The 26,651-nt window shown below is 32.2% G+C and carries 24 protein-coding genes; 19 read left to right on the top strand and 5 right to left on the bottom strand.

Going from position 1 to position 26,651, the window contains the following annotated elements:
- Positions 1-25: 25 nt before the first annotated feature.
- Positions 26-853 (bottom strand): dihydropteroate synthase, encoded by an 828-nt coding sequence (gene folP, locus B4E59_RS10240; RefSeq protein WP_291046813.1) that lies wholly within the window; start codon positions 851-853, stop codon positions 26-28.
- 53 nt (positions 854-906) lie between these two features.
- Between folP and B4E59_RS10235 the strand changes: the two genes are divergently transcribed.
- The 6 genes from B4E59_RS10235 to B4E59_RS10210 all read left to right on the top strand — a co-directional run bounded on the left by B4E59_RS10235 (position 907) and on the right by B4E59_RS10210 (position 6,516).
- Positions 907-1,455, top strand: a complete 549-nt coding sequence (locus B4E59_RS10235) for a DUF1599 domain-containing protein (protein ID WP_038336876.1) — start codon at positions 907-909, stop codon at positions 1,453-1,455.
- Entirely contained in the window at positions 1,452-2,576 is a 1,125-nt protein-coding gene (locus B4E59_RS10230; RefSeq protein ID WP_291046814.1) for a BT_3928 family protein, read from the top strand. The genes B4E59_RS10235 and B4E59_RS10230 overlap by 4 nt, the downstream gene beginning before the upstream one ends.
- A gap of 3 nt (positions 2,577-2,579) precedes the next feature.
- On the top strand, positions 2,580-3,662 hold the full coding sequence (locus tag B4E59_RS10225) for an ABC transporter permease (RefSeq protein WP_291052799.1): 1,083 nt from the start codon (positions 2,580-2,582) through the stop codon (positions 3,660-3,662).
- Between the two features lie 76 nt (positions 3,663-3,738).
- Positions 3,739-4,497, top strand: a complete 759-nt coding sequence (gene tpiA / locus B4E59_RS10220; protein ID WP_114999079.1) for a triose-phosphate isomerase — start codon at positions 3,739-3,741, stop codon at positions 4,495-4,497.
- Positions 4,498-4,716: 219 nt separating this feature from the next.
- The gene (locus B4E59_RS10215; protein WP_038336870.1) at positions 4,717-5,478 is read left to right on the top strand and encodes a hypothetical protein; all 762 of its coding nucleotides are present in this window, start codon (positions 4,717-4,719) and stop codon (positions 5,476-5,478) included.
- A gap of 123 nt (positions 5,479-5,601) precedes the next feature.
- Positions 5,602-6,516: a helix-turn-helix transcriptional regulator gene (locus B4E59_RS10210; protein WP_286496048.1), complete on the top strand. Its 915-nt coding sequence runs from the start codon at positions 5,602-5,604 to the stop codon at positions 6,514-6,516.
- Between the two features lie 33 nt (positions 6,517-6,549).
- On the opposite strand, the gene B4E59_RS10205 is transcribed toward B4E59_RS10210, so the two are convergent.
- The gene (locus B4E59_RS10205) at positions 6,550-8,691 is read right to left on the bottom strand and encodes a type IA DNA topoisomerase (protein WP_291052791.1); all 2,142 of its coding nucleotides are present in this window, start codon (positions 8,689-8,691) and stop codon (positions 6,550-6,552) included.
- 323 nt (positions 8,692-9,014) lie between these two features.
- On the opposite strand from B4E59_RS10205, the gene B4E59_RS10200 reads away from it, so the two are divergent.
- The 4 genes from B4E59_RS10200 to B4E59_RS10185 all read left to right on the top strand — a co-directional run bounded on the left by B4E59_RS10200 (position 9,015) and on the right by B4E59_RS10185 (position 12,032).
- A complete protein-coding gene (locus tag B4E59_RS10200; RefSeq protein WP_038336866.1) occupies positions 9,015-9,827 on the top strand; it encodes a MotA/TolQ/ExbB proton channel family protein in 813 nt (270 codons plus the stop codon).
- Between the two features lie 88 nt (positions 9,828-9,915).
- Positions 9,916-10,506 (top strand): biopolymer transporter ExbD, encoded by a 591-nt coding sequence (locus tag B4E59_RS10195; protein WP_291046817.1) that lies wholly within the window; start codon positions 9,916-9,918, stop codon positions 10,504-10,506.
- Positions 10,507-10,524: 18 nt separating this feature from the next.
- Positions 10,525-11,052: an ExbD/TolR family protein gene (locus B4E59_RS10190; protein ID WP_038336863.1), complete on the top strand. Its 528-nt coding sequence runs from the start codon at positions 10,525-10,527 to the stop codon at positions 11,050-11,052.
- A 32-nt stretch (positions 11,053-11,084) separates the two neighbouring features.
- A complete protein-coding gene (locus B4E59_RS10185; protein ID WP_038336862.1) occupies positions 11,085-12,032 on the top strand; it encodes a hypothetical protein in 948 nt (315 codons plus the stop codon).
- 175 nt (positions 12,033-12,207) lie between these two features.
- On the opposite strand, the gene B4E59_RS10180 is transcribed toward B4E59_RS10185, so the two are convergent.
- A complete protein-coding gene (locus B4E59_RS10180) occupies positions 12,208-13,275 on the bottom strand; it encodes a M20 family metallo-hydrolase (protein ID WP_291052789.1) in 1,068 nt (355 codons plus the stop codon).
- Positions 13,269-14,036, bottom strand: coding sequence for an acetylglutamate kinase (gene argB, locus B4E59_RS10175; protein ID WP_291052786.1), 768 nt, complete (start codon positions 14,034-14,036; stop codon positions 13,269-13,271). The genes B4E59_RS10180 and argB overlap by 7 nt, the downstream gene beginning before the upstream one ends.
- A 251-nt stretch (positions 14,037-14,287) precedes the next feature.
- Here argB and B4E59_RS10170 point away from each other — a divergent pair, with 251 nt between their 5' ends.
- The 8 genes from B4E59_RS10170 (at position 14,288) to carB (ending at position 23,548) form a co-directional block, all read left to right on the top strand.
- Positions 14,288-14,866, top strand: coding sequence for a GNAT family N-acetyltransferase (locus B4E59_RS10170; protein WP_219034927.1), 579 nt, complete (start codon positions 14,288-14,290; stop codon positions 14,864-14,866).
- Positions 14,867-14,936: 70 nt separating this feature from the next.
- Positions 14,937-15,389 carry an arginine repressor gene (locus B4E59_RS10165; RefSeq protein WP_221854616.1) on the top strand — a complete coding sequence of 151 codons (453 nt, stop codon included), beginning with the start codon at positions 14,937-14,939 and terminating at the stop codon, positions 15,387-15,389.
- A 7-nt stretch (positions 15,390-15,396) separates the two neighbouring features.
- A complete protein-coding gene (gene argG, locus B4E59_RS10160; protein ID WP_125350294.1) occupies positions 15,397-16,578 on the top strand; it encodes an argininosuccinate synthase in 1,182 nt (393 codons plus the stop codon).
- A gap of 94 nt (positions 16,579-16,672) precedes the next feature.
- Positions 16,673-17,659: an N-acetyl-gamma-glutamyl-phosphate reductase gene (gene argC, locus B4E59_RS10155; protein WP_291052781.1), complete on the top strand. Its 987-nt coding sequence runs from the start codon at positions 16,673-16,675 to the stop codon at positions 17,657-17,659.
- A gap of 33 nt (positions 17,660-17,692) precedes the next feature.
- On the top strand, positions 17,693-18,052 hold the full coding sequence (locus B4E59_RS10150) for a four helix bundle protein (protein WP_219034924.1): 360 nt from the start codon (positions 17,693-17,695) through the stop codon (positions 18,050-18,052).
- A gap of 36 nt (positions 18,053-18,088) precedes the next feature.
- Positions 18,089-19,225, top strand: a complete 1,137-nt coding sequence (locus B4E59_RS10145; RefSeq protein ID WP_291052778.1) for an aspartate aminotransferase family protein — start codon at positions 18,089-18,091, stop codon at positions 19,223-19,225.
- Complete coding sequence (gene carA / locus B4E59_RS10140) at positions 19,218-20,306, top strand: glutamine-hydrolyzing carbamoyl-phosphate synthase small subunit (RefSeq protein WP_291052774.1); 1,089 nt, start codon at positions 19,218-19,220, stop codon at positions 20,304-20,306. Before B4E59_RS10145 ends, carA begins: the two co-directional genes overlap by 8 nt.
- An 11-nt stretch (positions 20,307-20,317) precedes the next feature.
- Positions 20,318-23,548 carry a carbamoyl-phosphate synthase (glutamine-hydrolyzing) large subunit gene (carB, locus tag B4E59_RS10135; protein WP_291052771.1) on the top strand — a complete coding sequence of 1,077 codons (3,231 nt, stop codon included), beginning with the start codon at positions 20,318-20,320 and terminating at the stop codon, positions 23,546-23,548.
- A gap of 103 nt (positions 23,549-23,651) precedes the next feature.
- On the opposite strand, the gene B4E59_RS10130 is transcribed toward carB, so the two are convergent.
- A complete protein-coding gene (locus B4E59_RS10130) occupies positions 23,652-24,686 on the bottom strand; it encodes a DUF3667 domain-containing protein (RefSeq protein ID WP_291052766.1) in 1,035 nt (344 codons plus the stop codon).
- A 149-nt stretch (positions 24,687-24,835) separates the two neighbouring features.
- On the opposite strand from B4E59_RS10130, the gene B4E59_RS10125 reads away from it, so the two are divergent.
- A partial coding sequence (locus tag B4E59_RS10125) for an ATP-dependent nuclease (protein WP_291052763.1) occupies positions 24,836-26,651 on the top strand: 1,816 nt, incomplete at its 3' end.

Genomic DNA, 26,651 nt, shown 5'->3' with positions numbered 1-26,651 from the left:
AGCCACTTTTTAGTGGCTTTCTTATTTATTTTTGATTCAATTTTTGGAAAATTTGTAAGGTTTCTTTTGCTTCTCTTACATCGTGCACACGCAAAATTTTTGCACCTTTTTGTAACGCAACCATATTCAGGACAGAAGTTCCGTTTAAAGCTTCTTGCGGAGTTGTTTCGAATAAATTATAAATCATCGATTTTCTTGAAATTCCTACTAATAAAGGAAAACCTTCAAAACCTAAAACTTCCATTTTACTGAATAATCCGTAATTATGATCCAATGTTTTTGCAAAACCAAAACCAGGATCTAAAATAATATCATTCACTTTTGCAGCTTTTAATTGCGCAATTTTTTTGGAAAAATATTCGTTTACTTCCAGCGTAATATCTGCATATGCAGGATTATTTTGCATTGTTTTTGGCGTTCCTTTCATATGCATTAAAATGTATGGAACTCGAAGTTCTTTGATTGCATCAAACATATTTTCGTCTAACTCCCAACCCGAAACATCATTTATAATAGAAGCACCAACTTTTACAGCTTCACGTGCAACATTTCCTCGAAAAGTATCAATCGAAATAATCAATTCTGGATATTCTTCAATAATTTTTTCGATAATTGGTGCAGTTCTATCAATTTCTTCCTGCTCCGAAATATTTTCTGCTCCAGGTTTTGTCGAATAACCACCAACATCAATCATATCGGCACCTTCGGACAAGTGTTTTTCAACTTTTTCTAAAATCAAATTCATCGATTGATTACTGCCACCATCGTAAAAAGAGTTTGGCGTTGTATTCAAAATTCCCATAATTTTAGGCTCGTTCAAATCAATCAAACGACCATTACAATTAATTGTCATATCTTAGAAGTTCTTTAAGCAATTTCAATTATTTTTGAAATCGAAACGAAATTATGAAAAATACCTCAATTCAATTTAAAGAAATCATCTCTGTTTGTCGAGATTTATATACAAAAAAATTACAAGATTACGGTCCAGCTTGGCGTGTACTGCGTTTGCCGTCTTTAACAGATCAAATTTTTATCAAGGTAAACCGTATTCGTACGTTGCAAGAAGCAGCGGAGCGTTTGGTTGATGAAGACGAAGAAGGAGAATTTGTGGCAATCGTTAATTATTCGATTATGGCATTGATTCAGTTGGAACTTGGTTTTGCAGATCAGCCAGATTTGACAGACGAACAAGCTATCGAATTTTATGATAAATATGCAACAATTGCGCACGATTTGATGATGAAAAAAAATCATGATTACGGTGAAGCTTGGAGAGATATGCGTGTAAGTTCGATCACAGATTTAATTTATCAGAAAGTTTTGCGCACAAAAAGTATCGAAGATAATAAAGGAAAAACAATTGTGTCTGAAGGTTTAGATGCAAATTATTTGGATATGATTAATTATTCGATTTTCGCAATGATTTTAATTAACGAAAAGAAAGCTTCATGAGGTATTTAGTTCAATTTGCCCGAATTATAGTTGGAGTTATTTTTATAATTTCTGGATTTGTAAAAAATGTAGATCCAATTGGGTTAAGTTTCAAATTAGAAGAATATTTTTCGCCAACAGTTCTTAACATTCCATTTTTAGAAGGTTTGAGTTTGCCTTTGGCAACTTTCTTTTCACTTTTTGAAATAGTTTTAGGCGTTTTATTATTGCTTGGCGTTTGGAAAAGATTTACAACAATAGCTTTATTGTTAACGATTATTTTCTTTACATTTTTGACATTTTATTCAGCTTATTTCAACAAAGTAACCGATTGTGGATGTTTTGGTGATGCACTAAAGTTAGAACCTTGGACATCATTTTACAAAGATGTTGTGCTTTTGGTGTTGATCATTATTTTAGTGATTGGTCAAAAATATATCAAACCATTATTTGTCGAAAAAGCGAATTACGTAATCAATTTTATAACAATTTTAGGTTCTGCAATTATTGCTTATATCGGAATTAATCATTTACCAATTATCGATTTTAGATCTTATGCAGTTGGCAAAAATTTGATTGAAGGAATGAAATCTCCGCAAGAGTTAGGTTTGAAACCAACAACGTATAAAACGATTTACACGATGAAAAACAGTGTTGATGGTAAAGTAGTCGAAATTGATGATGCGCAATATATTGCTGATGACAAATGGTACAAACACGGAACGCCTTGGGTAATTGAAGCGGATAAAACACGAACTATTGTCGAGAAAAAAGGGTACGAACCTCCAATTCATGATTTTAGTTTTGATTGTAATGGCATTGATAAAACTTCTGAGATTCTAAATGCTCCGAAAGCGATTGTTTTTGTTGTTCCTTTTGTTGAAAAGGTAAATGAGAAGCAAATTGAAAAATTGAATATTTTAGGAAAAGAAGCTTCTAAATATAAAGGATATAGAGTTGTTTCGGTTTCAAATAATCCGATTAAAGGTTTGGAACTTGAAAATTGTTTTATGGATCAAACAACAATGAAAACAATTATTCGCTCTAATCCAGGTGTGATGATTTTAGAAAAAGGAACGGTGAAAGCGAAATATCATGACAATGATTTTCCTTCGCTTAATCAATTAGAAGATTTATTTTAACAAGTGATTAATTATATTTTAAATAAAATTTTCTACGGATTTTTGACACTTTTTGGTGTAGTAAGTGTAGTTTTTCTATTGTTTTCGGTACTTCCTGGAGACCCTGCGCGTATGATGCTTGATCAAAAAGAAGATCCAGAGCAATTGGCTCAAATTCGAAAAAACTTAGGTTTAGATCAACCTTTATGGAAACAATATGCGTTTTATATTAATGATTTGTCACCGATTTCTTTTCATAATATTGACGAAAACAATACAACATATACTTCATTAAGTTCTGATAAATACAATTACACAAAATTGATAGATTTCGGAACAAATGAAATGGTTTTGAAAACGCCTTATTTGCGTGAATCTTTTCAAAAACAAGGAAAAAGCGTCAGTACAATTATTGGAGAAACTTTACCAAATACAATGGTTTTGGCAATTGCAGCCATTATTATTGCAACGATAATTGGTGTTGTGTTGGGAATTGTTTCTGCTTTGATGAAAGATACATGGATTGACAGAGTTTTGTTGGTCGTAACAAGCTTTGGTATGAGTATTCCGTCTTTCTTTTCGGCAATTATCATTGCCTATATTTTTGCTTTTTTAATGCATGATATTACAGGGCTGAATATGATTGGAAGTCTATATGAAGTGGATGATTTGGGAGAAGGAAAACATTTGATGTTGAAAAATTTAATTCTTCCAGCAATTACATTAGGTTCGCGTCCGTTAGCGGTTTTTACGCAATTAACACGAAATTCGTTGTTAGAAGTTTTGAACCAAGATTATATCCGAACAGCTTTTGCAAAAGGACTTTCTAGAAAAACGGTGATTACAAAACATGCATTACGAAATGCTTTAAATCCTGTAATTACAGCAATTTCAGGTTGGTTTGCGTCGATGTTGGCAGGATCGGTTTTTGTGGAATTTGTTTTTGGTTGGAATGGTTTAGGAAAAGAAATCGTAAATGCATTGAATACATTAGATTTACCAATTGTGATGGGAGCTGTCTTAGTGATTGCTGTGATGTTTATTGTGATTAATATTTTGGTCGATATTCTTTACGGAATTTTAGATCCGCGCGTTCGCATAAAATAAATCAGTAATAATTTCACGATAAATAATTATCTTGCAGTAAATATTAAAACCAAAATCAAATAAAATACACTTTTTTATGCGTGATAGAATAGTAGCAGGAAACTGGAAAATGAACTTAAATTATGAAGAAGCGATTCATTTAGCAACAAACCTTAATGCTTGGGTGGCAGATAATCATCCAATTGCACAAGTTATTATTGCGCCTTCTTCTATTTATTTACAAACATTGTTAGAAGCTGTAGATGAACAATATGTTAAGATTTCTTCGCAAGATATTTCTGCTCACGAGAAAGGAGCCTATACAGGAGATATTTCTGCAGAACAATTGGATAGTATCGGATTAGATTTCGCTATAATTGGACATTCTGAGCGTAGAGAATACCAAGGAGAAACGGATATTGTGATTGCTGAAAAATTGAAACAAGCTTTTAAATATCAAATTAATCCAATTCTTTGTGTTGGAGAAAAATTAGAAGAACGTGAAGCTGATAAACACTTTGAGGTTGTAAAAACTCAATTAATGGATGCTTTAGTTGCACAAAAACCAGAAGATCTTTCTCGTTTGATTATTGCTTACGAACCAGTTTGGGCAATTGGAACAGGAAAAACAGCTACACCAGAGCAAGCGCAAGAAATTCATGCATTTATTCGTAAAGTTTTGAAGGATGAATTTGGCGTAGAAGTCGCGAATGATACAAGTATTTTGTACGGAGGAAGTGTAAATGCACAGAATGCGAACGAAATTTTTGCTCAACCAGATATCGACGGTGGTCTTGTTGGTGGTGCTTCATTAAAATATGATGATTTTGTGCAGATAATTGCTGCATGTAAATAATATAAAAGCTCAACTTAGTTGAGCTTTTTTTATGTTTTATATTTTCTAAATTTTGAAAAATGATAAATTTAACTCCTCTGAATCCCTTATAAAATCAGTCAATTAAGAAAACTATAACATTTATTAGGATTAATTAAGAGTTTTCGGAACAGTGTCTGCAAAGTTCTAAAATGTACTAACTATTTAAAAAGTATCATTTTTAAACAAAACACATTTATTATGAAAAAATTGACGCAAGTATTAGGAGTCGTAGCAATAGGGTTAGTTTCTTTCTCTTTTACTACAAAAAATGAAATAAAAGTTCCTACAACAGAAATTACAAATAAAGTTGTAGAAGATGCACCTAAAGTTGTCATTTTAGATATTGTAGATAATATCGCTGTAGAATCAGGAACAAATATCGCATCAGAATTTAAAACAAAGTTAGAATCTTTGAATAAAGAAAATGTTCAGGTTCTTTTATGGAAAGATTTAACGAAAGGATTAAAAGATGAAGAGAAAAGATCAATCATCGATAGTTTAAAACCTGAGTTAATCATGACATTAAATTTTGAAAAAACTGATGATAATACAAATAAAGTTGCCGCAGTTGTTTTTAAACAAAATGTTGCATTTAACGAAACAGTTAAAGTAGCAAAAGAGTTAACAGAAAACTTAAATTCAACAGCTGTTAAAAATGACGGAGTTTATCAAAACGAATCAAATTATATTCAAGATAATGCTGCACCATCAATTTTCTTAAGCGTAAAAGTGAAGAATGAACCAACTTCTAACGCAGAAATTGTTGATAAACTTTCTAATTTCATCGAAACAGCGAAAGTTGAAGATAGCACAACTCCAGTTGAAATAACATCAGAAGTAGTAGTAGATTCAGCGGCAGCTACGGTAGACTCAGCTACAACAACAATAGAAGCGGCGGTACAAGATGTAAAAGCAGCTACGAAAGATGCAAAAACAAAAGTAAAAAAATCTAAAAAATAGAATCCGTTTTTTCGAATATTTCATTTTTATTAATGAAGAAAAAGTAACATTTTGTAATGAAATGTTACTTTTTTTTGTTTTTAATTACAGATAACTTAAGTTTGCTCAAACACTTCCAATTCAATGTCAAAACAAGGTTATATCGCGCGTTATTTCAATATTGTTCGTAAATTATCACAACAAAAATATTGTTCTTATGAAGATTTAGAGCGTTTTTTGGAACGAGAATTTGAAATGCTTCAACTTAATGATGATACATTAGAGTTTAATTTCTCTAAACGTACATTACAGCGCGATATTCAAGAAATCAGAAATATATTGGGAATTGATATAATGTATAGTCGCAGTCAGCGTGGATATTATATTATTCAAGACGATTATAGCTCTGATTTATTTCTGAAAACTTTAGAAGAAATTAATAGTTTTTCTGCTTTGAAATTGACAAATTCGCTCGAATCTATTGTGTATTTGGAAAAAAGAAAGCCAAAACGCGCCGAATTTTTACCAGATATTGTACAAGCAATTCAAGGAAAAAAGAAAATTGAATTTCATTATCAAAAATTTGGAGAGGAAAAAGAAACGATTCGTAAAGTTTCGCCAATTGCAATTAGAGAGCACAATAACCGATGGTATTTGATTGCGGATGATAAAGGAATTGTCAAAAATTTTGGTTTGGAACGAATGAATAGAGTTTCGATTTTTAGAGATAAAATTGACGATAATATCGAGTTTAATTACAATGATAAGTACAAATATTCGTTCGGGATTATTGTTCCAAGTTCAGAAAAACCAGAAAAAATAGTGCTTTCTGTGACCAAAAAACAAGCAGCGTATTTAGAATCTTTGCCTTTGCATGAATCCCAACAAATTTTAGAAATTAAAAACGATGAAGTTTTAATTGGATTAGAATTATTTTTGACCGAAGATTTTATCAGCGAAATTCTTTCTATGAGTCGTTCAGTTACAATTATCGAACCTAAAAAATTGAAAGAAAAAGTCAAAACAATTTTAAAAGAAACGTTGGAGAAATATAATTAGCGAGTTTCGAATTTCGAAACTCACTTTATTTTTTTACATTTCTTCAAATTCTAAATCGAAATTCATTCCCAAAATAGCTTTACCAGTAACTTTTTCTCCATTTTCAGGATTGATTAAGCCAGCCATTTTTCCAGTTTTTTGTTTGGTTAACAAATCCAAAATTTGTTTATCAGTTAATTTTTTACCCATAAACTCGAACGGAATTTTGAATCCACATGCTGCAAAGTTTGCACAACCATAAGCGGCTTTTCCTTTGACTAATTTATGTGTTTTACATTTTGGACAAGTTGCATCTTCCAGATTAATTTCTTCTTTCGGTTTACGTTCCTTTTTAGGTTTTTCAGCTATTTGAACTGAATTCTGATGAGAAGCGATTGGTCTGAAGTAACTATTTTTTACATCAAATGTTAGTTTCGAAACCATTTCAATCAATTCTTGCTTAAATTGTTCTAATTTGTATTCACCTTTTTCAATCAAACGAAGTTTTCGTTCCCAAACACCTGTCAATTCAGGAGATTTTAATAATTCATTTTGAATGGTATCAATCAAATCAATACCAGTTTGTGTGGCGATAATATTACGTTTTTTCTTTTCGATGTATTTTCTACGAAACAAGGTCTCGATAATATTTGCACGCGTTGAAGGTCGACCAATTCCATTTTCTTTCATCAATTCGCGCATTTCTTCATCATCTACTTGTCGTCCAGCAGTTTCCATTCCTCGTAATAGAGTCGCTTCTGTATAATGTTTTGGCGGAGTTGTTTTTCCTTTGTGAATAAATGGTTCGTGAGGACCTTTTTCACCAATCTCAAAAATCGGCATTATCTTTTCCTCATCTTTTTCGTCTTCCTTTTTATCTTTTGCATAGACTTCGCGCCAACCCATTTCGAGAATTTGTTTTCCCGTTGCTTTAAAATTTATAGCAGAAAGTTGACCGTCTTTTCCATTATTTTCAACTTTTCCTTCGACAGTTGTGTTGGCAACTTTACATTCTGGATAAAAAACAGCAATAAAACGTCGTGCAACCAAATCATAGATACGTTTTTCTTCGTTCGATAAACCTTGTGGAAAGATTTCGGTAGGAATAATAGCGTGGTGATCGGTTACTTTTGTATTATCAAAAACTGCTTTTGACATCGGAATTGGTTGCGTCATCAAAGGAGCAATCAAATTTTGATAAGCGGTTAATTTATTTAAAATTCCAGGAACTTTAGGGTGAATATCTTCCGAAAGATAAGTGGTATCAACACGAGGATAGGTCACAAATTTTTTCTCGTAAAGACTTTGTATATATTTTAAGGTATTTTCTGCCGAAAACGCATATTTTTTATTCGCTTCTACTTGTAAAGCAGTTAAATCGAATAGGCGAGGATTTTTTTCACGACCCTCTTTTACATCGAAATCAATGATTTCAAACTCTCGATTTTTGATGAAATCTAAACCTTGTTTGGCTTTTTCTTCAGATTTTAAACGAGGTATTGTCGCATTAAACTCTACTTCTTTGAAAATCGTTTTCAATTCCCAATATTCCTCAATAATAAACGCATTGATTTCTTTTTGACGCTGTACAATCATTGCTAATGTAGGTGTTTGCACACGACCAATAGAAAGAACTGTTTTTGGCGGCGCAAATTTTTTGGTAAATAATCGTGTAGCGTTCATTCCTAGTAACCAATCGCCAATTGCACGCGCTTGTCCTGCAGAAAAAAGATTGAAATATTTTTCTCCATCTTTCAAATTATCAAAACCTTCTTTAATTGCTTCTTCTGTCAACGAAGAAATCCATAAACGCTTCATTGGCGCTTTAGCACGCGCTTTAAGTAAAACCCAACGTTGTATCAATTCTCCTTCCTGTCCAGCATCGCCACAGTTTATAATCTCGTCGACTTGATCGTTCGTGACTAATTTTTCGATGATATGAAATTGTTTCGAGACACCTTTATCTGCAATTAATTTAATTCCGAAACTTTGCGGAATCATTGGCAAATAATTAAGATCCCAGCTTTTCCACTCGGGTGTATAATCTTGCGGTTCTTTTAATGTACACAAGTGTCCGAAAGTCCAAGTGACCTGAAATCCATTTCCTTCATAGTATCCATCGTGCTTTTGATTCGCACCAATTACTTTGGCGATATCTTTAGCAACACTAGGTTTTTCGGCAATACAAACTTTCATAGCATTTATAATTATTGAAGTGCAAAAGTCAAAATAATAATTTAATTCTTAAAAAAAAATATAAATATGTATAATTATTGAATAAATTTGCGATAGGTTATTTTTTGTGGGAAGGCTGATTTTAATAAAATTATACATTGTTTAATATTAGATATATTGTTTTGATTATTTTTTAATTGTCAAATCAGTAAAAAATTCTATTGATTTCAAGTAGATTGAAAATTTAATATGATAACAACGTAAAAAATTTAGAAGAATTAAAAAATTTTCACTTAATTTACACCCACATTAATAAAAATCATAATATTTAAAAGAATTAGTAAATGGAAAAGAATGTAACAGTACCAGCTAAAACTAAAAAGGGAGGTCTTAACCCTGTGATTACTATGATCATTTTAATTGCAATCGCAATGGGGATCTTCAAGTTTGTATTTGGAGCAGAAGGTAATTTCGAAGGAGGAGATGTAGAAAAAGGTAATCCTTTAAACTTTTTAGGAATTATTCATAAAGGAGGGGTGATTATTCCATTCTTAATGTCTTTCTTCTTTATGGTAATCGTTTTCTCAATTGACCGTGTTATCGCTTTAAACAAAGCAAAAGGAACTGGATCTGCTGAGAAGTTTGTAAATGACATTCGTGCTTTATTAAACAAAAATGAAGTTAACAAAGCAATTGAATTATGTGACAAACAAAAAGGAGCTGTAGGTAACGTAGTTAAAGAAGGTTTAACAACTTACAAAGCTTTAGAAAACGACACAACGTTAAACAAAGAGCAAAAATTAGCTCAATTAGGTAAAACGTTAGAAGAAGCGACTACATTAGAAATGCCAACGTTAGAGAAAAACATGACTATTATCTCTACAATTGCTTCTGTAGGTACGTTAATTGCCTTAATGGGTACAGTAATCGGGATGATTAAAGCATTCTTCGCATTAGGTGAAGGAGGAGGATCTCCAGATGCAGCTCAATTATCAGTAGGTATTGCCGAAGCCTTAATTAATACAGGTATGGGTATTGGTGCTTCTGCATTCGCTATTATTATGTATGCTTTTTTAACTTCTAAAATTGATGATTTAACATTCAAAATTGACGAAGTAGGAATGAGTATCCAACAATCTTTCTCTGCTCACAATTAATATTCAATTGACGAAGCCTTAGAAGGATAGTATAAGGACAAAATCAAACAACAAACAATTTAGAATATTAATTAATAATACAGAGAAAATGGCAAGAGTAAAACCAAAAAGAAGAGGTCCTTCGATGGACTTAACAGCTATGTCTGACATGGCTTGGCTTTTGTTAACTTTCTTTATTTTGACATCTAACTTTAGAGAACCTGAAGTTGTTCCTGTCGTAACACCAACATCTGTTTCGAACCAAAAAATGGCTGCTGAAAATATGATGATCATTAAAATTGATGGTGAAGGTAAGTTCTTATTCGGATTAGAAGAAAAAGATCGTATTCCTACATTAGAAAGAATGGGTGATAAGTACGGAGTAAAGTTTACAGATGCTGAAAAGAATGCATTCAAAAGCATAGTAGAGTTTGGTGTACCAATGAATGAAATGAGAAATTATTTGAATCAGTCTGCTGATAAACAACAATCATATCATCCAGGTATTCCATTAGATACGATACCGAACAAAAATCAAGAATTAATTGATTGGGTATTTGAAGCAAAAGAAGTGAACCCAGATATTTTCTTAGCAATTAAAGGTGATCAAAAATCTGAATACAAAAAATTCAAAACTTTGATTCAACAATTGCAAATGAAAAATATGAATAAGTTCCAGTTAATTACATCTCAAGAATAATTATTAAGAAATTAGAAAATGGCACAAATAGAAAGTCACGATGACGGTGGCGGAAAGAAAGTCCGTTCCAAAAAGAATTCGACGAAAGTCGATATGGCTCCTTTGGTTGATTTAGGTTTCTTATTAATTACTTTCTTTATGTTTGCGGCGACATCGATCAAACCAAATGTAATGAACTTGAATATGCCTCCAAAAATTGACAAATTAGATCCAACTGATAAACCAGAAATAAAATTGAATAATTCTATATCAATTTTAATTGGAAAGGATAATAAGTTATTTTGGCATCAACAAGATCAGGCAGGATTAAACGGAGGAACTCTAAATGAAACTGACTACTCTAAAATTCGTGATGTTATTACAGCAGCACAAGGTAGAGCAGATAAAGATAAGTTTACTGTAATTATCAAACCTATGGATGATGCTACGTATGATAATTTAGTAACTATCTTAGATGAAATGGAAATTACAAAGTCTACTCGTTACGGAATCGTACCTGTTGCACCTTTTGAACAAAAAGTGTTCGACGAAAAAGTAGGTAAATAATTAGTTTAATTGTTAAATTTAAAAGAATTAAAATGTCAGAAAATAACAACAAACTAAAATCCTTAGACGAGATTGTATTTGAAGGTAGAAATAAAGCGTATGGAGCTTATGACATGAGAATGTCTGAGAAGAGTACATTATTGAAAGCTTTCATTCGTGGATTTATAGTAATTGCGATTTTAGCTTTTGGTCTTATTGCTTCTGCAACAGGTTTGTTTGAAAGTAAAAAGTCAGAAGACGTAGTCGTAGATGTTCAGCTTGAGGATTTGAATATTCCTGAGCCTCCAAAAGAGGAAGAAGTGGTTGAACCAGAGCCACCAAAGCCAGAGCCAGAACAAAGATATCAAGAAGAAACAGCTCAGGTTAGAGTGGTTATGCCAGAACCTAAAGCTCAGCCTAAAAAAGAAGAGCCTATTGTCGAAGTAAAGGAAATGGCCGATAAAGATTTAGGTTTAGTAGATAGAGAAGGGCCAAAATCAACAACACAAACTGGAGGTGCTAATGAAGTAAATACTAAAAAAGAAGCACCAAAGGATACACCAAGTACTCCTAATCCAGGGAAAGGTACAGAACCTGCAGCTCCATCTACAGTAACTGCTCGTACAGCGGCTGTAATGGCGGTATATCCTGGTTGTGAGAAAGATGCTGCAAAAGGTAAACAAGCTGCAACAGACTGTTTATCTAAAAAGTTATCACAAGATTTACAAGACGAGTTGCAAGATTTTGCGAATGACGCTGCTGGTCAAGGTTTATCTGGTGTAGTAGCTGCTAAACTTTCTTTCCAAATTGACACTGAAGGTAGAATCGTTGGAATTTCTCCAATGGGTGATGCTAAGTTAGGTCCTGAAGCTAAAAAAGCTTTAGAGCGTATTACACAACGTCAACAAAAAAGAGGGAAAACGATCAAACCTGCTCAAACAGAAGATGGTCGTGCTGCGAAGTTGAATTTCAACATTCCAGTTAAAATGCAAATTGAGTAAGACTTAATTTCATATATAAAAAAAGAGGCTAAAATTAATTAGCCTCTTTTTTTGTGTTTAATTTTTAGAACATATCTTTATGTTTTGCAGGTTTTAATTATCAGTTTTGATAAAATTAAAATGCATCTTCAATTGTATGAAGATGCTTTTTCGATTATAAGAGTTTATTCTTAATTTAAAACGTAAAATCTTTTAATAAACTTGTATATCGTTCAATTCCATGTTCTATTTCGGATAAATAAATATATTCGTCTGGTGTATGAGAACGAGCTGAATCTCCAGGTCCCATTTTTACCGTTTCGAAATTCATCATTGCTTGATCCGACATTGTTGGCGAACCATATGTTGTACAACCTAATTCGATTCCTTTTTGTACAATTGGATGATTTTCTGAAATACGTGAAGAATTTAAACGCAACGAACGTGCTTTAATTTCTGCTTTTGGTAAATAACTTGAAATAATATCAACAACTTCTGGATTTGAATATAATTCGTTTACACGACAATCTACAACCAAACGACATTCATCTGGCACAACATTGTGTTGCTTTCCTGCTTCAATTTGTGTAACCGTCATTTTAACTGGTCCTAACATATCCGAAACTCTTTCGAATTGATACGTTTTGAACCAATTCATCACATCAATCGCTTCGTAAATTGCATTTACACCTTCGTTTCTTGCAGCATGTCCAGTTTTCCCTTTTACAATTACGTCCATTACAACCAAACCACGTTCTGCAATTGCCATGTCCATTTGCGTAGGTTCACCTACAATTCCCAAATCGATTTTTGGTAAATTAGGTAAAATACTTGCAACATTTAATTGTCCTGAACTTTCTTCTTCAGCTGTGACTGCGACAATTAGATTAAATGGTAAATCATCATTCAAAAAATTGATATAAGTGGCTAATAAACTTACCGCAGAAGCTCCTGCATCGTTACTTCCTAAACCTACTAATTTATCACCTTCGATTGTAGCTTTTAATGGATCATATGTCCAAGAAGAGCCAAATTTTACAGTGTCGTGATGAGAGTTTAATAAAATTGTTTTTTTGTTCTCATCAAAATTTGGATGAATACTCCAAACATTGTTATTCTGACGATGAGCGGTAGCACCATGATCAGTTAAAAACTTGAAAATAATATCGGCCGTTTTATCTTCTTCGCTCGAAAAAGATTGAGTTTCGATTAATTGACATAATAAATCGACAGCTTTCTTTTTGAGAACAGCTAATTCTAACATAAAATTGTTTTAATCTCTGAGTTAATGTTGCGCGCGTGTACCAAACATACATTTTTTACACCCGCATTGATTACTTTGAATGAATTGTCTAATTTAGGAAGCATTCCTTCGAAAATTACACCTTCTTCTTTTAACTGCAAATATAAAGTTTCGTTAATTTTTGGGATCAATGTTGTGTCATCATTTACATCACGAAGTACGCCAATTCTATCAAAACAGAAATTTAATTCTACTTCATTTTCTTGTGACATAGCAACCGCAATTGTAGATGCAATAGTATCTGCATTTGTGTTCAACAATTGTCCATTTCCATCATGTGTAATCGCACAAACTACTGATGTGATATTGTTATCAATTAATAATTGAAATAATTCTTTGTTGACACTTTCATCATTCAAATCTCCAACAAAACCATAATCAATAGTTTTTACAGGACGCTTAGAACCTTTGATTGCATTACCATCTGCACCAGATAAACCTAATGCATTGCATCCAAATTCTTGTAATTTAGAAACGATAGATTTGTTCAAATTTCCAGCATATAATCCTGTCACAACATCCAACGTTGGTTTGTCTGTAATGCGACGACCTTCGATCATTTTTGGTTCGATTCCCAATTGATTTAACATCTTCGAAGCACCTTTTCCTCCTCCATGAACCAAAATTTTAGGTTCTTTAATTTCGGAAAACGTTTGTAGGAATTGTTCTAAGTCTTGCTCGTTATCGATAATTCCGCCTCCTATTTTAATAATTTTCAACATTTTAATAAATATGTAAATTTTGTTTGCTTTTTTTTGGTGATACAAAAATATAATATTTAACTTTGCATCTCAGTATAATAACTGAATATCTTGTTGATTAATGGAAGAAATTACTGAAATTGTTCTTCTCAATTATGAGAGTGGCTTTCGTAATGAAAGCGCACCTTTTGGTTCTCATATTTTACTTAAGTGTGATGACAAAAGGTCATCTTTTCTCAATTCCTCTTTATTAATCGACTTTCCCTTAAATTATGTATGTTAGAATAGCAAATGCAGATGATGCCAAGTACACAGAATTGTTGTGCGAATGGTACGAAGAATCAGCTCGTATGAGAAAAACGGGTATTGCTAAACGAAATCCAGTTTATCTTGAACGCAAAATGCGTAATGGAAATGCTGTGATTGCTTTTGATGATGATGATCAAATAGCAGGGTTTAGCTACATAGAAACGTACGAAGAAGAAAAATTCGTCGTAAACTCAGGTTTAATTGTTCGTACAGATTTAAGGAGTTCAGGAATTGGACGCGAAATAAAACACGCTGTTTTTGAATTGTCACGTACAAAATTCCCGAAATCAAAAATCTTTAGTATTACAACTTCTTTAGCTGTAATGCGTATGAACACAAAATTAGGATACAAGCCAGTAACATTTTCGGAATTAACACAATCGGATGAATTTTGGAATGGATGTAAAAGTTGTAAAAACTATCACATCTTGATGGAAAATGATCGCGAGCGTTGTATTTGCACAGGATTGGTTTATGATAACCTTGATGACGAGTACGCTAAGCGTGCATTGGCAAATCAATCAAAAAAAGAAAATGAATAAATATACGAACTAAGGTTTTTTTTTGTCTAAAATGAGTATATTTGCATAAAATTTCGAATAAATATTCAAAATGAGTAATAAAAAATACAGATTCCAGATTATAAAAGATTTAATAACAGATCAAGAAATAAGTAATCAAGACGAATTATTAAAAAAATTAATTGATTTAGAGATCACAGTTACTCAAGCAACTTTATCGAGAGATTTGCGCGAATTGAAAGTTTCAAAAGTTCCTAATAGTTCGGGACAATACATTTATCGCCTTACAGAAAGTGCTGTTCCAACGGCAACCGTTACACATAACGAAAATGCAAGTTTGATTTTCTCTAAAAATTTGGGAGTTATCAAAACAAAACCAGGTTATGCAAACAGAATCGCTTTTGAGATTGACAACACACATTTCAATACTATAATTGGAACAATAGCTGGAGACGATACAGTATTAATCGTAATGAAAGAAGAGAGTAGCCGAGAAGAGGTTACCAATGAATTAAGAAGAATTATTCCCAATATAAACAAATAAACAAACAATGAGCAACAAAGCAGTTTTAGCTTACAGTGGAGGTTTAGATACATCGTACTGTTTGGTTAACTTAACAAAAGATCAAGGAATGGAAGTGCATACAGTAATTGTAAATACTGGTGGATTTTCGGCAGAAGAGTTAAAAGATATCGAAGCACGTGCCTACGAATTAGGATCTTCTAAACACGTTACAATTGATATTACAGACAAATATTACAACGATTGTGTTCGCTACTTAATCTACGGAAACATCTTGAAAAATAACACTTACCCATTATCAGTAAGTGCAGAACGTATGTTTCAGTCAATTGCAATTGCTCAGTATGCAAAAGATGTAGATGCAGAATACATTGTACATGGATCTACAGGAGCAGGAAACGATCAAATTCGTTTTGATGTTGCTTTTGCAGTGATCTCACCACAATCTAAAATCATCACACCAATTCGCGACGAAAAATTATCTCGTCAACAAGAGGTAGAATATTTACAAGCAAATGGTGTAAACTATAGTTGGGAAAAAGCTAAATACTCTATTAACAGAGGAATTTGGGGAACATCTGTTGGTGGAGTAGAAACATTAACATCTAACCAAGCGTTGCCAGAAGAAGCTTATCCAACACAATTATCAAGAACAGAACCATCTGTTATAGAAATTGAATTTGAGAAAGGTATTCCAGTAGGTTTAGATGGAGAAAAATTATCTCCAGTAGCTTTAATTCAAAAATTAAACGAAATCGGTGGTGAATATGCAATTGGTCGCGATATCCACGTAGGAGATACAATTTTAGGTATCAAAGGACGTGTAGGTTTCGAAGCGCCAGCAGCTTATTTATTAATCAAAGCACACCACTTATTAGAAAAACATACACTTACAAGATGGCAATTGTTGCACAAAGATTCGTTATCAAACTGGTACGGAACTTTATTGCACGAAGCACAATACTTGGATCCAGTAATGCGTGATATTGAAGCATTCTTAGAATCTTCTCAAAATCATGTAACAGGAAAGGTGAAAGTACAATTAAATCCTTATCATTTCTCAATGATTGGAATCGAATCGCCTTATGATATGATGCAATCTAAAGTCGCTACTTATGGAGAAGAAAACGAAGCTTGGGACAGTAGAGATGCAAGAGGTTTCATCAAAATATTCGGTAATCAATTAAAGATTGTTCATAGTTTCGATTAATTGATTCTTTAAAGTGGATTCCAACGAGTCCACTTTATTTTAGAAATATAGTAGAGGTATTATACCTTAAAAAAACACGCGCAAAACATAACAAATGACAAACAAAATTAACGTAAGCATTGTAGGAGGTGCTGGCTACACAGCAGGCGAACTGCTAAGAATATTGATACATCATCCGATGGTTAATATTTCGTCTGTGTACAGTACATCAAATGCAGGCAACCCCGTTACCAAAGTGCACGACGATTTGTTTGGAGAAACTGACATCGTATTTTCGGATAAAATAGACGAAAATGCTGATGTCGTTTTTTTATGCCTTGGTCACGGAAAATCGGCAGAGTTTTTACAAAAAAATACTTACTCAGCCAACACAAAAATTATTGATTTGAGTAACGATTTTCGATTAAATGCGAACCACATTTTCGAAGATAGAACGTTTGTTTACGGTTTACCAGAATTAGACCGCGAAGCAATCAAAACAGCTCAGAATATTGCAAATCCAGGTTGTTTTGCAACGGCTATTCAGTTAGCATTGTTACCATTGGCAGCTAAGAATGAAATCAAAAATGATATTCACATCAATGCTGTAACGGGTTCTACAGGTGCAGGACAAAGTTTATCTGCTTCTACGCACTTTAGTTGGCGAAATAATAATGTTTCTTTCTACAAAGAATTTACGCATCAACATGAAGGAGAAATTTACCAAACATTGAATCAATTAGAAAAAGATTTCAATAACAAAGTATATTTTTTACCAATGCGAGGAGATTTTGCGCGCGGAATTTTAGCAGGTGTTTATTTAAAATCTGATTTATCAGAAGAAGAAGCTAAAAATATCTTCAACGAATATTACAAAAACGAACCTTTTACACATGTTTCTGATGCTCCAATTGCACTGAAACAAGTTGTAAATACAAACAAATGTTTTTTACACGTACAGAAACAAGATGATGTATTGTTAATCACTTCTATCATCGATAACCTAACAAAAGGAGCTTCTGGACAAGCAGTAGAAAACATGAACTTGATGTTTGGTTGGGAAGAAAACTTAGGACTTAATCTTAAAACGGTGGCGTTTTAAAAAGTTGTGAGTATTGAGTTATAAGTTTTGAGTATGCAAGATTATAGAAAATTACAAGTTTGGAATCGTTCACATCTCTTGGTTTTAGATTTATATAAAATTGTAAATCAATTTCCAAAAGAAGAACAATTTGGATTAATTTCTCAAATTAAAAGAGCATCATCTTCTATACCAGCAAATATTGCAGAAGGTTGTGGAAGAAACTCAAATAAAGACTTTGCTCAATTTTTAAATATTTCTTTAGGCTCTTTGAATGAAGTCACATATTTTATTTTGCTAGCTAAAGATTTGAATTATATAAATATTGAAGAATATTCAAAATTAACAGATGAGTGTAATGAAATTAAAGCAATGCTAATTGGATTAATAAATAAAATTAGAACAATAGCTTAACTCATTACTCAAAACTCATCACTTAAAACTTATTAAATGAAACTATTCGACGTATATCCATTAATGAATGTAACTCCGGTTAAAGCTAAAGATTGTATTCTTTGGGACGAAAACGGAAAAGAATATTTGGACCTTTATGGAGGTCACGCAGTGATTTCTATTGGTCACTCTCATCCATATTATGTTGAGAAATTAACAGAACAAATTAATAATATCGGGTTTTATTCAAACTCAGTTAATATTCCGATTCAGCAAGAATTGGCAGAAAAATTAGGTAAAGCATCAGGTTATGAAGATTATACTTTATTCTTGATTAACTCTGGAGCAGAAGCCAATGAAAATGCAGTGAAATTAGCGTCTTTTCACACAGGAAAAGATCGTGTAATTGCGTTCAAAGATGCGTTTCATGGACGTACTTCTGGAACGGTTGCGCTAACAGATAATCCAAAAATTGTTGCACCTTATAATGCTCATCACAAAGTATCTTTCGTAGAATATAACATTGATGCAGTGAAAGAAGTAATCGCTGGAGGAGATGTTGCTGCAGTAATTTACGAACCAATTCAAGGAGTTGGAGGAATTATTTTACCTTCTGACGAATTTGTACAAGAATTAAGAAAAGTATGTACAGAAAACGGAGTGGTTTTAATCGCAGATGAAATTCAATGTGGTTATGGACGCTCTGGGAAATTCTTTGCGCATCAACATTCAGGGATCAAAGCAGATTTGATAACAATGGCAAAAGGAATGGGAAACGGATTTCCAATCGGTGGAGTTTTAATCTCTCCAGAATTTAAAGCTTCTTACGGATTATTAGGAACTACTTTCGGAGGAAATCATTTAGCTTGTGCTGCTGCAGTGGCCGTTTTAGATGTGATTGAGCAAGAAAGCTTAATCGAAAATGCAAAAGAAATTGGAGAATATGTTGGAATCCAATTAAATAAATTTCCAAAAATTAAAGAAGTTCGTGGTCGAGGATCAATGATTGGTATCGAGTTTGATTTCCCAATCGGCGAATTAAAAAACAACTTAGTTACAAAACACAATATTTTTGTAGGCTACGCTGGTACAAACGTTATTCGTTTATTGCCACCTTTAACAGTAACAAAACAATACATAGATAAATTCATATCAGCTTTAGAAACTGAAATTAACATTATCATCAATGGATAAGACAGTAAAATTAGTATTCCAAGACGGATTAGAAATCGAAGGAAAATCTTTCGGTGCGTATACTTCTGCCGCAGGAGAAGTAGTATTCAACACAGCTTTGGTTGGATATAATGAAAGTTTGACTGACCCTTCTTACAAAGGGCAGATTATGGTGATGACAGCTCCAATGATCGGTAACTACGGTGTTCCTGATGATAAAGCAATGATTAATGAAATTGAAGCTTGGATGGAATCGAACCAAATTCAAGTAACTGGATTGGTTGTTTCTTATTATGCTGATGATTATTCGCATTGGAACGCTATTCAAAAATTAGGAGCTTGGTTAGAAAGTCAAAATATCCCTGGTATTTATGGCGTTGATACACGTATGATTACAAAAAAATTACGTGAACAAGGTTCTACTTTAGGAAAAATTGTTGCTGATACAGATGTTGCATATTATGATCCAAACGAAGATAATTTAGTAGATCAAGTTTCTTGTAAAGAAGTAATTCGTTACAACGAAGGTGCTGATATCAAAATTGTTTTGATTGATTGTGGGGTGAAAAATAATATCATCCGTTGTTTTGTAAATCGTGATGTTGAGGTAATTCGAGTTCCTTGGGATTATGATTATTCAACATTAGAATATGATGGATTATTTATCTCGAATGGACCTGGTGATCCAGCTTTATGTATTCCTACAATTAATAATATCAAAGAATCTTTGAAAGGAGATAAACCAATTTTCGGAATTTGTTTAGGTAACCAATTGGTAAGTTTAGCTGCTGGTGCATCTACTTTCAAATTAAAATACGGACACCGTTCGCACAATCAACCTGTACAATTAGTTGGAACTAAAAGATGTTTTATTACATCTCAAAACCACGGTTTCGCAGTAGATGATTCTAAATTACCAGAAGGATTCAAAACATTCTTTACGAACTTAAATGATGGAACGTGTGAAGGAATTCGTCACGAATCAAAACCAATCTTTACAGTTCAATTCCACCCAGAAGCAATGGGAGGACCAGTTGATACAGAATATTTATTTGATGAATTCATCGAAGAAGTAAAAAAATATAAAAGCGCTAACGCATAATCAGAATCACGATGTTAAAAAAAGATATTAAAAAAGTATTAGTATTAGGATCAGGAGCATTAAAAATTGGTCAAGCTGGTGAGTTTGATTATTCTGGTTCGCAAGCGTTAAAAGCGTTAAAAGAAGAAGGAATTAAAACAGTTTTAATCAATCCAAATATTGCAACTGTTCAAACTTCTGAAGGTATTGCAGACGAAGTTTATTTCTTACCTGTAACACCTTACTTTGTAGAAAAAGTAATTCAAAAAGAAAAACCAGATGGAGTTTTGGTTGCCTTTGGTGGACAAACTGCCTTAAACTGTGCGGTTGAGTTGAACAAAGAAAATATTTTCGAGAAATATGGTGTTGAGGTTTTAGGAACTCAAATTCCAGTAATTGAAGCAACGGAAGACCGTGATATTTTCATCGAAAAATTAAACCAAATTGGAGTTTTAACAGCTCGTTCAGAAGCAGTAGAGACTGTTGCTGATGCAATGGAAGCTGGTAAACGAATTGGTTTCCCATTAATCATCCGTGCAGCATACGCTTTAGGAGGTTTAGGTTCTGGTTTCGCAAATAACGAAGAAGAATTATTAGATTTAGTTGAAAAAGCATTCAATTATTCTTCTCAAGTTTTAGTGGAAGAATCATTAAAAGGTTGGAAAGAGATCGAGTATGAAGTAGTTCGTGACTCTTACGATAACTGTATCACAGTTTGTAACATGGAGAACTTTGATCCAATTGGAGTTCATACTGGAGAGTCAATCGTTATTGCGCCTTCTCAAACTTTATCAAATTCAGAATATCACAAATTACGTGAAGTTGCAATCCGTACGATTCGTCACCTTGGCGTAGTTGGAGAGTGTAACATTCAGTATGCTTTCGATACAGTTTCTGAGGAATATCGTGTAATTGAGGTGAACGCTCGTTTGTCTCGTTCATCAGCTTTGGCGTCAAAAGCAACAGGTTATCCTTTAGCTTTCGTGGCTGCTAAATTGGCTTTAGGTTATTCTTTAGATGAGTTGAAAAATAGTGTAACGCAAACGACATCTGCAATGTTCGAGCCTGCGTTGGATTACTGTGTAGTGAAATTGCCTCGTTGGGATTTAAATAAATTCTACGGAGTTCGCCGTAACATTGGTTCTGCAATGAAATCTGTTGGAGAAGTAATGGCAGTTGGACGTTCTTTTGAAGAAGCAATTCAGAAAGGAGTTCGTATGTTAGACATCGGACACAGAGGTTTCGTAGCAAATGGATTCAAAATTCCAGAAGGAGAATCGTTGGATACATGGTTAGCTGAACCAAATGATGAGCGTCTATATGCGATTACAGAAGCTTTCAAAGCAGGATATTCGATTGAAAAAATTCATGATTTAACGAAAATCGATTTATGGTTTTTACAACGTTTAGAAAGAATTTTTAATGTATCAAAAGAATTTGAAGCATTAGAAAGATTTGAACAAGTTGAAGCTGATTTAGTAAAACGTGCAAAATTATTAGGATTCTCGGATCAACAAATCGCAGTTTTAGTAAAAGGAGATCAAAACGTACACAGAAACGAATTAACGGTTCGTGAATTACGTAAAAACTTCGGAATTAAACCTGTTGTAAAACAAATTGATACGTTAGCAGCAGAATTCCCAGCACAAACAAATTATTTATATGTAACCTACCACGGAACTGAAAATGATTTGACACCAGAAACAGAAAAAGCAGTTTGTATTTTAGGATCTGGAGTTTATCGTATCGGTTCGTCTGTAGAGTTCGACTGGTGTTCTGTAAATGCAGCACATACAGCGTCTAAAAATGGTTACAAAACAATTATCATCAACTATAATCCAGAAACGGTTTCGACAGATTATGATGAGTCAGATCGTTTATACTTCGAAGAATTATCTTTTGAACGTGTAATGGATATTTTAGATTTTGAACAACCTGAAGGAACAATTATTTCGACAGGAGGTCAAATTCCAAATAACTTAGCGATGAAATTGTACGATCAATCAATCAATATTTTAGGAACTTCTCCTTTAAGAATTGATGATGCAGAAAATCGTCACAAATTCTCAGAAATATTAGATGAATTAGGAATCGATCAACCACGTTGGAAAGAGCTTTCTTCTTTAGAAGCGATTCACAAATTTGTGGATGAAGTTAATTTCCCAGTATTGATTCGTCCTTCTTATGTTTTGTCTGGAGCTGCAATGAACGTAGTTTCGAATACACACGAGTTAGATGCTTTCCTGAAATTAGCGAAAGAAGTTTCTCCTGATTATCCAGTTGTAGTTTCAGAATTCGTACAAGGAGCAAAAGAAATCGAATTAGATGCAGTTTGTCAAAACGGTGAAATTGTAGATTACGCAATTTCAGAACACGTGGAGTTTGCCGGAGTTCACTCGGGTGATGCAACAATGTATTATCCACCACAAAAAGTGTACATCGAAACAATTCGTCAAATGCGTAAAGTTGCAGCGAAAATTGCAAAACGTTTCGAAATTTCTGGACCAATGAACATTCAGTTTTTATCAAAAAATAATACAGTTCGTGTTATCGAAACTAATATTCGTGCTTCTCGTTCGTTTCCATTCGTATCGAAAGTTGCAGGAAATAATTTAATCGAAAAAGCAACAAAAGTTTTATTAGGATTAGAAGTAGAAAAAGGACATTCAGAAGTCGTTTACGATTTAGATTATGTTGGAGTGAAAGCTTCTCAGTTCTCATTTACACGTTTAGCAGGAGCAGATCCAGTTTTATCAGTAGACATGTCTTCTACAGGAGAAGTTGGATGTATCGGTGATACAGCGGAAGAAGCTTTATTAAAATCAATGTTATCTGTTGGGTATGAAATTCCTGAGAAAACAGTTTTAATTTCTGGTGGACCAATTGCTTCTAAAGTTGCTTTATTAGAGCCAGCGAAACAATTAATCGCAAAAGGTTACAAAATTTATGCAACAGAAGGAACGCACAAGTTCTTTACAGAAAATGATGTGTATTCTACGCTTGTTTACTGGCCTTCTGATAAAAAAGAGCCAAATGTAATGTCTTATTTACATGACAAGAAAATTGATATGGTGATCAACATTCCGAAAAACTTAACAAAAGCAGAATTAGACAACGATTATCAAATTCGTCGTACAGCAGTAGATTTCAATATTCCGTTGGTTACAAATGCACGTTTAGCTTCGGCTTTCATCAATGCATTTACAAAATTATCGATGGATGATTTAAAAATCAAAACTTGGAACGAATACCGTAATAAATAGAAATTAGAATCTAGATATTAGAAATTAGAAAGCCTCGCATTTGCGAGGCTTTTTTATATTGTTGTTTTTGAATTTGTCATTCTGAGGGATCGAGGAATCTTTATCAAGCATGAAGAAATGAATACAAAATAATTCCAATAACAATTATTGAGAAAATAAACGTATTAATTCCTAAAAGTATAACACCTTTAATTGTTGTAATGATAAATCCTTGGTTATAGAGTTTTTTCAGCGCAAGGAAAAAGTAAACAATAAGATATAAAACAATCAATGTATTAATCAAAGCTATTATGGCTGATACAGCATTACTATCAATATAATTTGAAAGTTTATTCAAAAGAAAAATTACCAAAATTGATAAAAGAATTACCGTAAAATAATGCAGTGTAAAAATTCCGTGATCAAAATACCACCATTTCTTTTTGTTGTAAAAAATCCATAAGAAGAAAGCAAACAAAGGCATGTATACAAACAAAACTTTCGGAATGACATGCAAAGATTTCTCAACAATAGCTTCTCCTAATTGATCGTCAGAAACCTTTCTTTTTCTCAACTCTTGGTATTTTTCAATAAAGGGAGATAATATTGGAACGTTATTTTTTACTTTAGATTGCAAGTTTTCAATAGATTCCTCGTTCAAATCTTCTAAAGAGTTTGCATTTTTATTTTTTTCAACTTCAGATTTTATTTTTGCACTTTGCTCGACAGTTGTCAATCCTTTGTTCTGTAAAGTGTCTATTGTAGCATTAAGTGCTTTTTGAATTTTTTCAGTATTTTCTATTGATATAGGTTCATTGGAACTATCATTATATTCAGTTTTATGAGAAGGAAATATAGAAATAAGGAAAAACGTTACAAAACTGACAAAAATGTACATTTTAACAGGATTAACAGAACTATTTCGTTTACCACTCAAATATTCTTTGGTTAAAACTCCAGGTTTCAAAAATAGTTTTTTGATTGTTTGCCAAAAACTTCCATCGTAATGAACAAAATCTTCGATAAAGTGAGTAAATAAAAAGTGAAACGGTTGACGTGTTTCTACATTTTCTTGTCCGCAATGTTTGCAATAATGTTCTTCTACGTAATGTCCACAATTTTGGCAATTATGATCTTCTCTTAGTTTTCCGTGACTCATGTGTTAATTAAATAGTTATAAAGCTATAAAAAGATTATTTATTTTGAAAAACACACGTTTGAAAAAATTGAAATTATTTTAAAATTTAGAATGAAATTTATTAAGTATACAGAATATTGTATTTTAGTAGAAATCTATTAGGAAATTTTATGTTTAAATCTTTACAGCTTAAAACTGATGTAACAAAACAATATCAAACAGAATGCGAGGAAAATAATTTGAATAATCTTTCTAAAATTAACATTTTTATCGGACCTAATAATTCTGGAAAAAGTCGTTTTTTGAGAGATTTGTTCTCAATTGAAGAAATCAGATATAATCTAATTCAATTAAAATTAATTGAGTTAAGCGAAATTTATGATGAAGTATCAATTAATATAAAAAATCTGAAGATAAATTATCCATATGAAGTTGATAATAGGCTTAATGTAGATAATTTTTATATTAAAGATGAATATGATAAAGAAGAATTAGTGATTTTGTTCGATGAATACAATAAAATTGATTTAAATAAACAATATTCAAGTTATCATGGAATTAATAAAGATATATATAATAATTTAAAATCTTTAAAGGATAATTTTAATAAAGTTGATTTTAATAATAATCTTTTAAAATTAGATTTTTCAAACAAAGCAATATATATTCCAATTCTTCGTGGTTTAAGAAGCATTAATTATCAAAATGAGGAATTTACGAGAGAAGATTTTTATTTTGAAAGAACAAAAAATGATTATTTTAAAGATGCGAAACTTGAGTTTAATACAGATGAATCTATTAAATCTATTTTTACAGGTTTATCTTTTTATGATGATGTTCAAGAATTATTACTTGGAAATTACGAGCAAAGAAAGTTAGTAAAAGATTTTGAAATATTTTTGAGTCAAACATTCTTCCAGAATAAGAAGATTACCATTATTCCAAGATTAAAAGAAAAAGATGTTTACATTAATATCGAAGGTGAAGAAGATAGACCAATATATAATTTAGGGGAAGGCGTACAAGCAATTATTATTCTTACTTATCCTTTATTTTTTAATAAAGGAAAAAACCTTAAGATTTATATTGAAGAACCTGATGTTTATTTACATCCAGGTTTCCAACGTATTTTAATTGAAACTTTATTGAACACGAAAGGTTTTGAAGAGTTTCAATATTTCTTTACAACTCATTCTAATCATTTTTTGGATATGACATTAGATTATAAAGAAATTTCTGTTTACAAATTTACTAAGGAAAAAGAACAATTTTTTATACATAATATTGATAATCCAGATATAACTTTATTAGAACATTTAGGTGTTAAAAATTCATCTGTTTTTCTAACGAATTGTACAATTTGGGTAGAAGGAATAACAGATAGAATTTATATCAGAAAGTATTTAGAACTTTATCAAGAAAGTTTATCAAAAGAATCTAAAAAATATTTTGAAGATATTCATTACTCTTTTGTAGAATATGGAGGAAATAATATTACACATTGGAGTTTTTTAGATACTTCTGGTATTAATGTAGAGCGTTTGTGTGGTAAATTATTTCTTTTAACAGATAGCGATAATGCTAAATCAGGCGCTAAATATGAAAGGTTTACTAAACTTCAACAAAAATTAGGAGATCAATATTATTGTCTGCAAGCTAAAGAAATAGAAAATTTATTAACTAAAGAAATTTTATTAGAAACTTTAAAATTAATTGATAAAACGAAAGATAAAGAAAGTATAAAATTTAAGGATAAAGCAAAGTTTAATCCTAACACTGCAATAGGTACTTTTATAGATAATCATATTGAAGGACTAAATAAAATGTATAAAAATGAGAGTGGAACAATAAAAGAAAAAGTCCAATTTGCTCAAGGTGTAGTGAATGTTCTTTTAGACTTTAATCAACTTACAGATGAAGCTCAAAAATTAACAATGAAAATTTATAATTTTATCAAAGAAAATAAAGGACTGTCTCTTAAAGTGT

It is taken from the genome of Empedobacter sp. UBA2044 (assembly GCF_002333005.1).
Classification (GTDB): Bacteria; Bacteroidota; Bacteroidia; order Flavobacteriales; family Weeksellaceae; genus Empedobacter; species Empedobacter falsenii_B.
This window is presented reverse-complemented; position numbering and strand designations above follow the sequence as displayed.

Excerpts from the sequence above, each read along its gene's own strand:
- B4E59_RS10195 (WP_291046817.1), top strand. The coding sequence starts at position 9,916 with ATGGCAAGAGTAAAACCAAAAAGAAGAGGTCCTTCGATGGACTTAACA.
- argB (WP_291052786.1), bottom strand. The coding sequence starts at position 14,036 with ATGTTGAAAATTATTAAAATAGGAGGCGGAATTATCGATAACGAGCAA.
- carB (WP_291052771.1), top strand. The coding sequence starts at position 20,318 with ATGTTAAAAAAAGATATTAAAAAAGTATTAGTATTAGGATCAGGAGCA.
- argC (WP_291052781.1), top strand. The coding sequence starts at position 16,673 with ATGACAAACAAAATTAACGTAAGCATTGTAGGAGGTGCTGGCTACACA.
- B4E59_RS10235 (WP_038336876.1), top strand. The coding sequence starts at position 907 with ATGAAAAATACCTCAATTCAATTTAAAGAAATCATCTCTGTTTGTCGA.
- B4E59_RS10170 (WP_219034927.1), top strand. The coding sequence starts at position 14,288 with ATGTATGTTAGAATAGCAAATGCAGATGATGCCAAGTACACAGAATTG.
- B4E59_RS10190 (WP_038336863.1), top strand. The coding sequence starts at position 10,525 with ATGGCACAAATAGAAAGTCACGATGACGGTGGCGGAAAGAAAGTCCGT.
- B4E59_RS10205 (WP_291052791.1), bottom strand. The coding sequence starts at position 8,691 with ATGAAAGTTTGTATTGCCGAAAAACCTAGTGTTGCTAAAGATATCGCC.
- tpiA (WP_114999079.1), top strand. The coding sequence starts at position 3,739 with ATGCGTGATAGAATAGTAGCAGGAAACTGGAAAATGAACTTAAATTAT.
- B4E59_RS10130 (WP_291052766.1), bottom strand. The coding sequence starts at position 24,686 with ATGAGTCACGGAAAACTAAGAGAAGATCATAATTGCCAAAATTGTGGA.
- B4E59_RS10210 (WP_286496048.1), top strand. The coding sequence starts at position 5,602 with ATGTCAAAACAAGGTTATATCGCGCGTTATTTCAATATTGTTCGTAAA.
- B4E59_RS10145 (WP_291052778.1), top strand. The coding sequence starts at position 18,089 with ATGAAACTATTCGACGTATATCCATTAATGAATGTAACTCCGGTTAAA.
- B4E59_RS10230 (WP_291046814.1), top strand. The coding sequence starts at position 1,452 with ATGAGGTATTTAGTTCAATTTGCCCGAATTATAGTTGGAGTTATTTTT.
- B4E59_RS10215 (WP_038336870.1), top strand. The coding sequence starts at position 4,717 with ATGAAAAAATTGACGCAAGTATTAGGAGTCGTAGCAATAGGGTTAGTT.
- B4E59_RS10165 (WP_221854616.1), top strand. The coding sequence starts at position 14,937 with ATGAGTAATAAAAAATACAGATTCCAGATTATAAAAGATTTAATAACA.
- B4E59_RS10185 (WP_038336862.1), top strand. The coding sequence starts at position 11,085 with ATGTCAGAAAATAACAACAAACTAAAATCCTTAGACGAGATTGTATTT.
- B4E59_RS10200 (WP_038336866.1), top strand. The coding sequence starts at position 9,015 with ATGGAAAAGAATGTAACAGTACCAGCTAAAACTAAAAAGGGAGGTCTT.
- B4E59_RS10150 (WP_219034924.1), top strand. The coding sequence starts at position 17,693 with ATGCAAGATTATAGAAAATTACAAGTTTGGAATCGTTCACATCTCTTG.
- argG (WP_125350294.1), top strand. The coding sequence starts at position 15,397 with ATGAGCAACAAAGCAGTTTTAGCTTACAGTGGAGGTTTAGATACATCG.
- carA (WP_291052774.1), top strand. The coding sequence starts at position 19,218 with ATGGATAAGACAGTAAAATTAGTATTCCAAGACGGATTAGAAATCGAA.
- B4E59_RS10180 (WP_291052789.1), bottom strand. The coding sequence starts at position 13,275 with ATGTTAGAATTAGCTGTTCTCAAAAAGAAAGCTGTCGATTTATTATGT.
- folP (WP_291046813.1), bottom strand. The coding sequence starts at position 853 with ATGACAATTAATTGTAATGGTCGTTTGATTGATTTGAACGAGCCTAAA.